General features: G+C 39.4%; 7 protein-coding genes and 1 pseudogene. 4 read left to right on the top strand and 4 right to left on the bottom strand.

Annotation, left to right across the window (positions count from 1 at the left end; genetic code table 11):
• Positions 1 to 884: 884 nt before the first annotated feature.
• Positions 885 to 1,094, bottom strand: coding sequence for a hypothetical protein (locus tag QUA71_RS22310; RefSeq protein WP_333288366.1), 210 nt, complete (start codon positions 1,092 to 1,094; stop codon positions 885 to 887).
• An 811-nt stretch (positions 1,095 to 1,905) separates the two neighbouring features.
• Positions 1,906 to 3,285: a pentapeptide repeat-containing protein gene (locus tag QUA71_RS22315; RefSeq protein ID WP_333288367.1), complete on the bottom strand. Its 1,380-nt coding sequence runs from the start codon at positions 3,283 to 3,285 to the stop codon at positions 1,906 to 1,908.
• Between the two features lie 46 nt (positions 3,286 to 3,331).
• Here QUA71_RS22315 and QUA71_RS22320 point away from each other — a divergent pair, with 46 nt between their 5' ends.
• Positions 3,332 to 3,721 carry a hypothetical protein gene (locus QUA71_RS22320; RefSeq protein WP_333288369.1) on the top strand — a complete coding sequence of 130 codons (390 nt, stop codon included), beginning with the start codon at positions 3,332 to 3,334 and terminating at the stop codon, positions 3,719 to 3,721.
• Positions 3,722 to 3,858: 137 nt separating this feature from the next.
• Here the strand turns inward: QUA71_RS22320 and QUA71_RS29360 are convergent.
• Together QUA71_RS29360 and QUA71_RS22325 are read right to left on the bottom strand one after the other, a co-directional pair.
• Positions 3,859 to 3,963, bottom strand: a pseudogene (locus QUA71_RS29360) (hypothetical protein); the annotation flags it as partial.
• A 37-nt stretch (positions 3,964 to 4,000) separates the two neighbouring features.
• Positions 4,001 to 4,357, bottom strand: a complete 357-nt coding sequence (locus QUA71_RS22325; protein ID WP_333288371.1) for a hypothetical protein — start codon at positions 4,355 to 4,357, stop codon at positions 4,001 to 4,003.
• Between the two features lie 423 nt (positions 4,358 to 4,780).
• On the opposite strand from QUA71_RS22325, the gene QUA71_RS22330 reads away from it, so the two are divergent.
• The 3 genes from QUA71_RS22330 to QUA71_RS22340 all read left to right on the top strand — a co-directional run bounded on the left by QUA71_RS22330 (position 4,781) and on the right by QUA71_RS22340 (position 11,659).
• On the top strand, positions 4,781 to 5,179 hold the full coding sequence (locus tag QUA71_RS22330) for a nuclease A inhibitor family protein (protein ID WP_333288373.1): 399 nt from the start codon (positions 4,781 to 4,783) through the stop codon (positions 5,177 to 5,179).
• Positions 5,180 to 5,405: 226 nt separating this feature from the next.
• Complete coding sequence (locus QUA71_RS22335) at positions 5,406 to 5,612, top strand: tyrosine-type recombinase/integrase (protein ID WP_333288421.1); 207 nt, start codon at positions 5,406 to 5,408, stop codon at positions 5,610 to 5,612.
• 599 nt (positions 5,613 to 6,211) lie between these two features.
• Positions 6,212 to 11,659: an AAA family ATPase gene (locus QUA71_RS22340; protein WP_333288375.1), complete on the top strand. Its 5,448-nt coding sequence runs from the start codon at positions 6,212 to 6,214 to the stop codon at positions 11,657 to 11,659.
• Positions 11,660 to 11,732: the final 73 nt, after the last annotated feature.

The following is an 11,732-nucleotide window of genomic DNA, read 5'->3' on the forward strand; positions in this document are numbered from 1 at the left end:
GAAGTTACATCAGAAAATCTTTGGAATTGGTTTACTCACTGCTGTTATTGTACCTCATCTTTATGAGAAAGGCTATAATACTTATTTAACACTTTTGTTCGCGAGCGTGTTTGCGTAATATATAACTTAATAAAAAAATCAGTGAGGTTTCTGAATAACCATAAAAACAATTTTGTAAATTAGTAAACTTACTGTTTTTTTAGTTAAAGGAATTTGAATTACGTGAGGCAACCTGTCGAATATACGGTAAAAGGCAAGTTTTTCAAAAAGAGTTTTAGGAAGGGCTGGAGTGCTTGCCAGCCCAATCAACCCAACAACGCATTACCCGCCTGTATCTCCCAGAAGTCGCAAGCGCTTTTTGGTCTCGCCATACCTTGCTTCAGCTTCCTCTTTTTGCTTCGCAGCCACTTGGTAGTAAAGCTTCTGTTTTTCTATTTCCTCATCGTTCGCGTGGCGACGATAAAGAGGGTGGTAGCTAGTGTCCGCACCGACTCTTCATCAGATACCAGGCCGGCATCCCGATATTTCCCAGCTTCTTTGAGGCAGTGCCCAAGGGCTGCGACATAATAGTCAACCAGCCCCATGAATTGATTAACATTTTTCTGTGACCACCGTTGCGTTTCTGCCGAGGCGATCAGTTGCCCGTTGCCTGTGGCTGGGGGACAGGAGCGCCGCGCGCGTCAAAGCTGAGGCTCCTTATTGCGGTTTGGAGTGATTATGATTGCGGTCTCTCTCCTACAGCTACAGCTATGCCTGCAAATAGTGCAACGTTATGCAGGCAGCCCTAACCCCTTCAAGCGATCGCCATGATTAATAACGGCTTGAGTGATGGTTTCAAGCGTGATATTCTGCACGATCAAACTCCTTTTTAGTTGTTATTCCTGTTAGGAACCACGACGGTCAACCACCCATTCCAACGGTCGCGGCTGAAAATTCAGTTCGCGTTTTGCCTTGGCATTTGATACACCTCGCATCTGAGTACCGTAGTAAACAGCATCCGCACCGCCTTCCATTTGCAGAGCATCCTCAACCGATACCTGTGGCGGTGGTGGAGCATTCAGCCATTGAGCAAACGCAGTGAGCCATTCGCGCACCGAATGAGGTCGATCGTTAGCAATCAGATAAATACCAGGATTGCCCTGCTCTGCTGCTGCAACGGTAGCGATCGCCGCATCCTCATCTACCAGATGTGATTAGAACGCTAGCTCCAGCACCCACTTAAAAGAGTCCAGAATTGTGAGGTGCAACGGCTGCCGGAATCACGCAAGAATAAGTTACCTATTTGAGGCAATTGAGCCTCTCCTGGTAAACGTGTTCGAGCTATTGATGTGGTAAGTTATTTCTGCGGGACTCTTGAATATATTAACAAGTTTTTAGCTATCCAGAGACAGGCTTTTAGTCTGGCCAGGGTTAGATGAGCTTTGAATCCTTATCAGCCGTTTTTGAGCAGTTAGCCCAATAGTTCGGATTGACTGCACGCCCGATATCCGTGCAGTGATGTTGGTGGGATGTGTGGAATCGGCAGGTTGGACAGTTGGAAAGCATAATGGTAAAGTCGGCACCATTGTCTATTCTAGGAGTTGCACTATCGCGATCGCCTCCAAGCCCGCTGTAGCAAAGCAGCAATCCGCTATGCCACTCTCGTACACCTTGGCTTATTGTCCAATAGTACAGGCTCAAGCTGATGAAGAGGCGCGGTATGCTTGACTAACTGTGAGTAAATTAGGGTGCTATTCTACTTTGGTCGTTCCCAATTCCCCACCAACAAAGAGAACAATGGCTGCTTTCGGCTTGTCACTAAGATTCAAGTTTGCCAAAAGCTGCTTATGGATACCACAGGTGTTAGTTAGCTGTAGCAGATTAGTGTTGCAGGTAGCTACAGCTATGCCTACAAATAGTGCAACGTTATGCAGGCAACCCTAACCCCTTCAAAATCATGGGCAATAACTTACTGCACGCCTCTACAATGCTGGCCGTCTGGGGCAAACTGCTCAATGTTGCCTCAAACATCTTCCTCGCTTTTCGTGTCAGCCCTTCCTTTTTAGCAGGTTCCTCTGTTTGCTTAGCTTCTGCTAAAGCTTGCACCTGCTCTAATAAATCCGTTTTGTCAGGCTCTGATAAATCGGAATCATTTTCGATGACTTGTTGGAGTTGTGTCAGCAGTTCTTTGATGTTGGGTTCATTGGTTTCCGAGGAATCGGGCAACTGATTGAGAGTGTTGGTCACATTGCCACTAATCGTGCCCAAATTAACGACTCCATCACCACCCACTAACCCGCTGATGTCGCCAATGTTGCCACCGCGTGAACGAATGTTGATTCCCTTATTCTGAGTCACAATTAATTCTCCTTTAATGATTTGAATTGTTTCTGCTTGAATCTTAGAGTGATGCGTACCTGTTTCAATAAACTGCTCAATCGTATCCTTAAGTGTACGAATTTCAGCGTCTCGTTCGGCTAGTTGTAGCTGAACGGCGATCGGCAATTCCTTCTTGATTCGAGCGTAATCTCTAAAATACTGATGGCTTAACTCAGATTTGTCGGCTCCTGGTGCAGTTGTAAACCTGAGATTCAAGCCATTGTTGCCCCGCCGTTCGATCGCCACAAACCGTAGCTCTTGCTCTGGATGGTTGGTTGATAACTTTTTAAGCGCAATGGAGATAGCGCGGGGGTCAATATCCTGACTGTGGTACAAATCTAGAGTATCCACGTAAGGTTTAATGAAATCTGCAAACTCTCCCTCAGCAAAGGTTTCTCCCCAGTTATCCGGTTTTCGCAATCGGTTGGGATTATCTTTGGTTTCCAGGCGCATGAATACATAGTCGCATTGCACGTCCTCTAGCTTGGTGTTACCTGTAATCCCCCAATCTTCGATACAAGCTCCCGTGAGAATTGCTCCCGTCATATCTGTACCATCGAGTTGTGCTTGCTTCAGGATGGCTCGGGACAAATCAGCATTCCGTAAATTAGCGTTGTTGAGGTTTGTTCCAATAAAACTGGCATCTTGCAGATTTGCACCTGGCAGATTTGCATCTTGCAGGTTCACCCCTTCCAAATTCAAGCCATCAAAGTTTTGAGACTGTCCGTTGAGCGTGACAACGAGTTGCCGAATGTGGGAATTGGCAAGGTAGGTATTGTCCAGACGAGCATAATCAAGCGCTTTAACTTGATAGAAACGAGTACGAGTAAGATTAGCCTCTCGTAAATCGCAAAACTTAAGCGTTGCACCAGTAAAGTCTACATCAGTTAAGTTAGCTCCCTTAAAGGAATTTCCTCTTCTTGTCACTATTGCTATTACTGCTTGCAGCCTCCATAATCCGCCCGGACTACAAGTGAGTGCTTTTCGGCTAAGGTGCCAGGAAATTGCAATAGTTACAATTACGATCGGCATTACTTTGGCTATGGGTACACTTATAATAGTTACTGCAAGCATTGGAAGAAATGTACTTACAGCAGCTACCACAAGAGAGTCTAATGAAACTCTCAATAAAATTAGCGATAAAGTGGCAATTTCTATACTTATTGAAACTAAAACTATGGCTCCCGATCCTAAAAAGAAAGGAAGACTCATGTCAAGTCTACCCGTTTGGGAAGGCAGAGCGATCGACAATAATAGAAGTGGCAGCAAGGCTCCTATACCTATAATAGTTCCCAGAACAAAGTTTTTTTGTATACTATTAAATAATGTGATACTTAAAGAAAGTAAAACCGAAATCCCATAAGGTAATGAAGATGCCGTCAATAATCCCGTCGCCAATAAGCTTCCTGCTCCTAGAAAACAACCAGCTAAACTAGCTAACAGCAGCGTAGCAAAAAGTAAGAACACTTGCCATCTCACTTTTATTCCAAAATTAACCTTATCGAAACTTGACTTTTCAAGGTTTACCTTAGTAAAAGATATTCCTTGAAAAACAGCCCCCTCAAAACAGGTTCCTGCTAAGCTTTCATAATGCGGTTGTTGCATCTTTTAAAAATGATAATCTACTGAATCATAAGCATACTTAAGTACACTTGTTTACACAGTCAGTATGGCCTTGTTCCCAACATTTTAATAGGCAGAGTAATTGCTTTAAACCCTCAATAGGCTTGTCTCCGGCGCGCAATGCCACTGGTGGAATAATTTCTGTAATGCTAATTCCTTCCGAAGTAGTTGAAGAGTCTACTACCTCAAACTGAAAGTTTTTGATTGCATTATCTATTGGATTTAAGGAGTTATCTGAAGCTTCCTCGAAAAGAGAATCAGATAATTGGGTCGTAGTTATTCTAAAGCTGATGAGTGACTTGATCCATTCTGTTGCAAGCTGTTTTTGCTTCTTAGAGAGATTGTCCCAAGCCGGACATAAAATCTTTGTTGTCATACTGCTAGCTTCTCTAATTTTTTATGTTAAATAATAATAATAGGAGTAAATCAGATGCTTTATCAGCCCTGAAGTTACTTCCCTCGCAACTGGTAAACTAACTGACGAATTCCACTTTCTTTGAGGCTATCCGTCGCTCGCGCTACCTCGTCAAACGCCACCTGAGCCATCGCATCATCATACTTTTATGAATGTCTGGTAAAACTCCAGCATACATCCAAGCTTGACCGCTTCTACTCACTTACTAGAGGCTGGTTGCGACATCAGGACGGTTCTAGAATTGCTAAAACACCAAAACCTAGCGACAAAGATGGTTTACACTTGTGAAAGATTATTCAGCCAGCGTTGATGGATGCGTTCGCCCCAACCAACCAATCCTTAAAATCTCTAACTTGTCTTGTTTTCAGCTAATCAACAGCCACCATGACCGACTCGATCGCCACGCAACTCAAACAAGCTTCAGAAGGTTTGGTCTTCCTCAGCGAAACCGACGCTCCTTTCGACATCATTAGCTGGCAGACACAGGGAGAACTCACCCCGGCGAAACTTCTGCAACTCACCGAAGATTCACCCGATGCTCCCGTAGAACTGGGGACGGTTGATGATTTCTTTGCGATCGCCACCCAAGAAGAAGATTGGCACGATGAAGAAGAACGGGAAACAGTAAAGCGGTTTCAAAACTTAGTGAGCGTGTTGAAGCAGAACCTATCGCAGTTGCAAGTTTACCGAGTGGGCAACACCAACATCGATGCGTACATCGTCGGGGTGACGGACGGTGGTGGTGAATGGGCGGGGCTGTCTACTAAACTGGTGGAGACTTGATTGCAACAGGCATGGCGAGCTATGAATGTTTGTTAATCATTTCGTTAAATAGCAAGCATAATTAGAGTCAGGAAAGGTTGTAATATGAGAACGGTCGGCAAAGTAATTAGTGGGTTTTTTTCTATTGACTTTTTTGTTATGCTAGGAACCTTTTTATTCCTCTCTTACACAGAGAGCAAGCGATACCAGCTAGCTTCTATAGTTTCCTCATTTAAAGGAAGCAGGGCTGAAACACACGCCGGGGCGCACGATATCGACCCACAGTTTGAGACATACGGCGGGAACGCTGGCGCTGCGAGCTGGGGCAAAACTGCGGCAAGTGCAGGACTTGTTGGGGCATAAAGACCCCAGGACAACCTCTATTTATACTCACGTAGCGCAGCGGTGGGCAAATAATCCGGCTCTGAAATTAGGGATTACAATTGGGCAGTAAACGACCGGAGCTACTTTTGCCCTGTTTTTCCCACTTTACTCCCAGTTACCTAAGGAATCGAAAAAACCCTGAAATAGGCGAGCAAATTGCCCAACGTATAGCCAGCTTGCCCAGCGATGACCTCCTAAAGCAAGCTCAGACACCAGCTCAGATAGAGGAATGGTACAAAGCCAGAAAAATCCAGCTTCTTCTGGCTGAGTGTTGGAGAGCAAAGTGGCTCGTTAAAAACTATTATCCAATTGAAGAAGTGCTATATCTTTAGGAAAATGCCAAAAAAGCCAAGATCGGATTTCAAAGTTTTAAAAGTTCTAAACCCGAATCCACTACATTTTAACAGTTTGAAGTTATTATTAATTCCCTCAACATTTGAGATTTGATGCCAGCACAAATGAAGCGAGCGCCCACTCCCGCAGCTCCGGTCAATGAAGCGATCGCCCACCCATCCACTATGTCAACCAAGCGAGCACAATCCATCGAAGTCACGTTAAATTATATTTAATTTGTAGGATTGAAACAGTAAAATTACTGAGGCAAAACTAAGAGAAATCAATTAGAATTATAAAAATTATAAAGTTTCTGCTAACAACCAGGAAAAAGCCATGTTTATTATTGCAGGTTATGAATACTTAGAAAAAATTCACGATAGTTTAATAACCCTAGTTTATAGAGCGCGAAGAATTCGAGATGGTCAACCTGTTGTTATTAAAATTATTAAAAAGGCATATCCTTCCAGTCAAGACATTTATGTATTTAAACATCAGTATGAATTGATGAAAGACTTAGATTCAGAAGGCATTATCAAAGCTTATAGCCTAGAAAAATCTAACAATTATATAGCTATAGTTTTAGAAGATTTTGGTGCTAATTCACTGAAAAACTTTTTTCAAACTGGTAAACTTATAGATTTATCTGTATTTTTGCAAATATCAATTGGATTAACTCAAGCTTTAGAAGAAGTACATAGAATAAATATTATACACAAAGATATCAAGCCCGATAACATCCTTATTAACGAGCGAACATTAAAAATAAAGATCGCAGACTTTTCAATTGCATCACTTCTGATGCAAGAAAAATATCTAGCCAGCAATCCCGATCGATTAGAAGGAACTTTGGCTTATATGTCCCCAGAGCAAACTGGTAGGATGAATCGCGCGATCGATTATCGTACTGACTTTTATTCTTTGGGTGTCACATTTTATGAAATGCTGACTAGACAGTTGCCATTTCAAACTACAGATGCGATGGAACTCGTTCACAGCCATATTGCCAAAATACCTGCTTTACCGCATGAACTAGATCCAACTATCCCGAAAGTAGTATCTGATATCGTAATGAAATTATTAGCCAAAACTGCTGAGGATAGATATCAAAGTGCTTATGGAATTAAGGCAGATTTGGAAGCGTGTTTAACTCAACTACAAACCAATGGAAGAATTAAAGATTTCATTCTCGGTCAGCATGATATTTTTGCTAAATTTCAAATACCCCAAAAGCTTTATGGCCGCGCTCTAGAAATTGCTACCCTAAACGCTGCATTTGAAAGAATCAGTCAAGGTACGAGTGAGATGATACTTGTTTCCGGTTATTCAGGAATCGGCAAGACAGCCTTGATTAATGAGATTGATAGACAAATTGTGCGGCGAAAGGGTTATTTTACTTCTGGAAAATGCGATCAATTTAAACGCGGTATTCCTTATGCTGCACTAATTCAAGCTTTTCAGACCTTGATTCGACAGCTATTAACTGAAAGTAAAGAAAAAGTCGAAATTTGGAAAAATAAGTTATTAAAAGCTTTGGGTACAAATGGCAGAGTTATTATTGAAGTCATTCCTGAAGTAGAATTAATTATTGGGCAGCAACCACCTGTTCCTCAATTAGAATCTGGAGAATCACAAAATCGATTTTATTTAGTATTTCAAAAGTTTGTGGGTGTTTTCACCAGTAAAAAACATCCTTTAGTTCTTTTCATAGACGACTTACAGTGGATTGATTCTGCCTCATTAAAATTACTCCAGCTACTAATAATGTCATTAGATAGTCAATACTTTTTGTTAATTGGAGCTTACCGAGATAACGAAGTGAACGAAACTCATTCATTGACGTTGCTTTTGAATGAAATTCAAAAAGCGGGAGTTAAAGTAAATCAGATCGATATACAACCTTTAAATACTGTTCAAGTTAATGAATTAATTGCAGACACGCTTCACTGCGAATTAGAAAGAGCCTTACCTTTAGCAGAAATAGTCTTTAACAAAACGGCTGGCAATCCCTTTTTTGTAACTCAAATACTTAAAAGATTCTACCAAGAGAACCTACTTTCCTTCGATCTAACTGCTGGTAAATGGCAGTGGGATATTCAGCGAATTAAACAAGTTAAAATGACAGAGAATGTTGTTGAACTAATGGTTAAAAAAATTGAAAAGCTTCCTATTTTCACGCAAAATGTTTTAAAAGTAGCAGCTTGTATTGGTAATACATTTACATTAAAGGATCTAGCAATAGTCAATGAAAAATCTTTATCAGGTACCGCAACAGAGCTTTGGCAAGCACTTCAAGAAGATTTAATTTTCCCTTTGAGCGGTGCTTATAAAATTCCTTTAGCTAATGATTTAAATACAACCTTAACATTAGTTGATGAGTCCGAAAATCAAAGTAATTTATCTCTAAATATTGAGTATAAATTTTTGCACGATCGCGTTCAACAAGCCGCTTATTTTTTAATTCCTGATGGGCAAAAAAAAGAACTTCATTTAAAAGTCGGTCAACTCTTGCTAAAGAATACTCAAACAACAGAAATAGAAGACAAAATTTTTGATATTGTCAATCATTTAAATATAGCTATTGAGTTAATTACCCATCAAAAAAATCCACACAATCTGGCTGAGTTAAATCTGTTTGCTGCTCGGAAAGCAAAAGCAGCAGCAGCTTATGAACTCGCCCATGGATACTTAAATTTTGGTCTAGAACTACTTGCAGAAGATAGCTGGTATAGTAATTATGAATTAACTTGGTCGCTATATACAGAGGCAGTAGAAGTAGAATATTTAAATGGTAACTTTGAAACTTCAAGTTGCCTTGGTGATATTGTGTTAAAACAAGCTACTTCGCTTTTAGAAAAAATTAAAACATACGAAATAAAGATTCAATTTTATATTTCTCTCAATCAGATGCAAGCAGCGCTTGACACATCGTTCTTAGTGCTGGAAATGCTAGGAGAAACTTTAGTTAAAAAATTGCCGGAAGGATTAGAGATCGGAAATTTAAGCAATCTACCAGAAATGGTCGATCCTTATAAACTTGCGGCTATGCGAATATTAATTAAAGCGATAACACCTGCTTATGTAATGAATCCAGCACTTTTGTCACCGATCGTGTTTACGATGGTCAATATTTGCCTTAAGTATGGAAATTCATCACTATCTACTTTCGCTTATGCTTTTTATGGACTGCTCCTTTGTACTTCAATAGATAATATTGAAAGTGGATATCAGATCGCTCAAATAGGAATAAATTTATTAGAAAAGTTGAATGCTAAAGAAGTTAAAACGAAAGTATATGAAGTATTTTATGCTCATATCAAAATTTGGGTAAGCCATGTTAGGGAAACCATAGAACCTTTACAAGAAGCTGTTCAACATGGTTTAGAAAATGGCGATTTAGAGTATGCGGGTTACGCGGCTGGTTACACTTCACTTTATCCATTTTTTGTAGGCGAGCAACTAAATGAAGTCTGTGCTAAACAAACTATTTACATAAACCTATTAGTTAATTTAAAAATAAGTTACTTTAGCTTACCTATTATAATTTGGCGACAATTAGTTGGGAAACTTTTGAATAAGACAGAAAATGAATGTAGAGCGCTAGGTAATTTCTTTGATGAAGAAGTAATGCTGCCTGGTTTTATTGAATCAAATAATGGTGCATTACTTTTTTCTCTGTATCTTGCCAAATCCATATTTTTATATTTATTTGAAAATTACGCAGAAGCAGTTAGTTATATAAAGCTAGCCGAGCAATATTCTGGTTATTTGGCAGGTCTATTACATACAAGCGAACAAAATTTTTACTATTCTATGATTCTACTTGCACAATGTTCAATTGTCGGAGAAATTGATAGAGAAATCAACCTAAAACAAGTGGAAGAAAACCAAATTAAATTAAAAAAATGGTCGTTATATGCTCCCATGAATTACGAACACAAATATTATTTAGTAGAAGCAGAAAAGGCTAAAATTTTAGGGCATATACTGCCAACAATGGAATATTACGATCTAGCAATTCAAGGAGCCAAAGAGCAAGGTTATATTCACGAAGAAGCACTAGCGAATGAAAAAGCAGCAGAATTTTATCGCAGTCTTGGAAGAGAAAAAATAGCTCAAACATATTTAGGAGAGTCTTACTATTGCTATGTTCGTTGGGGAGCAATAGCAAAAGTTAAAGATTTGGAATCAAAATACCCGCAATTACTCTCTTTAACCTCTAATGAAACTTCTAGTCGAGAACTAACTGTTACGACAAGTTCTTCAAGTATAGCAACTAAAGCAGATGTTTTAGACTTGGGAACTATTATCAAAGCATCCCAAGCTCTTGCGGGCGAAATTGTACTTGATAAGTTTTTGGAGAAATTACTAAAAGTTTTAATGGAAAATGCTGGCGCTCAAACTAGCTGCCTTGTTTTAGAAACCGATGGTATTTTAACTCTCAAAGCGACTGGTACTGTAGAAAAAGAAAAAATAACTTTGTGGCCATCGACATCTATAGATAATAGCCCAAGTTTACCAGTTTCTTTGATAAATTACGTAGCCAGAACTAAAGAGAATATTGTTTTAAATAATGCCTCAAAAGAGGGAATATTTGTCAAAGATTCGTATATCATTAAGGCTAAAGTTAAATCCATTTTATGTGCTCCAGTTATTAATCAAAATAAACTCATTGGCATAATTTATTTGGAGAATAATTTAACTGTTGGGGCATTTACATCGGCTCGTTTAGAAATTGTTAAAATTCTTTCTACACAAATAGTTATTTCTTTAGAAAATGCTTTGCTTTATAAAAATTTAGAAGAATACAGCCGCACGCTAGAAGAAAAGGTGGAAGAACGCACATTTGAACTCAGCGACAAAAATGATAAATTAAAAGACCAAGCAATTAAATTACAAAAAGCTTTGGATGAACTAAGGCAAGCTCAAGCACAAATTATTCAAACTGAAAAAATGTCTAGTTTGGGACAATTAGTTGCTGGTGTTGCTCACGAAATTAACAATCCGGTGAACTTTATTTATGGTAATTTAAACCACGCTAAGGAATATAGCGAACAATTATTACATTTAATCGAGCTCTACCAACACAGCAATCATAGTCCTCAATCAGAAATTCAAAATTATATTGAAGAAATTGAGTTGGAATACTTATTGGAAGATTTACCTAAATTGTTTTCTTCAATGCAACTGGGAGCAACCCGTATTCGCGAAATCGTTTTGTCACTCAGAAATTTTTCCCGTTTAGATGAAGCAGATATGAAATCAGTAGATATACATGAGGGTATTGAAAGTACGCTGCTAATTTTGCAAAACCGTTTGAATAAAAAGGCGGTTCATTCAGCGATTCAGGTAATTAAAAACTATGGAAAACTGCCATTAGTAGAGTGTTACCCAGGTCAATTAAACCAAGTATTTATGAACATTATTACTAATGCGATCGATGCGTTAGAAGAGCGCCCTCGGTCACAAACACAAATTAAGAAAAACTCTAATACGATTATTATCGTGACTGAAGTAATAGATTGCGATTGGATAAGAATACGGATTGCTGACAATGGAACTGGCGTAACAGAAGAAGTGCGTACTAAACTATTTGACCCATTCTTCACAACCAAACCCGTTGGTTCGGGAACGGGTTTGGGGTTGTCTATTAGTTATCAAATTGTGGTTGAAAAACATGGCGGACAACTGAACTGCGTTTCAGCACCAGGTCAAGGTGCGGAGTTCATAATTGAGATTCCCGTAACTCAGCAAAATCGCCCAAAGTCAAGCTTTCGAGTGTAGATTTTATTTTGTTGATTCTGAAGGTAGTAAATAATTTTGGCTCCTCCTAAATTTGTGATTTTTTTTCAATTTG

The organism is Microcoleus sp. MON1_C5 (assembly GCF_036701875.1).
In the GTDB taxonomy this organism is placed as follows: Bacteria; Cyanobacteriota; Cyanobacteriia; order Cyanobacteriales; family Microcoleaceae; genus Microcoleus.

Bases quoted from the DNA above. Each gene is read 5' to 3' on its own strand.
- QUA71_RS22325 (WP_333288371.1), bottom strand. From the start codon at position 4,357: ATGACAACAAAGATTTTATGTCCGGCTTGGGACAATCTCTCTAAGAAG.
- QUA71_RS22330 (WP_333288373.1), top strand. From the start codon at position 4,781: ATGACCGACTCGATCGCCACGCAACTCAAACAAGCTTCAGAAGGTTTG.
- QUA71_RS22340 (WP_333288375.1), top strand. From the start codon at position 6,212: ATGTTTATTATTGCAGGTTATGAATACTTAGAAAAAATTCACGATAGT.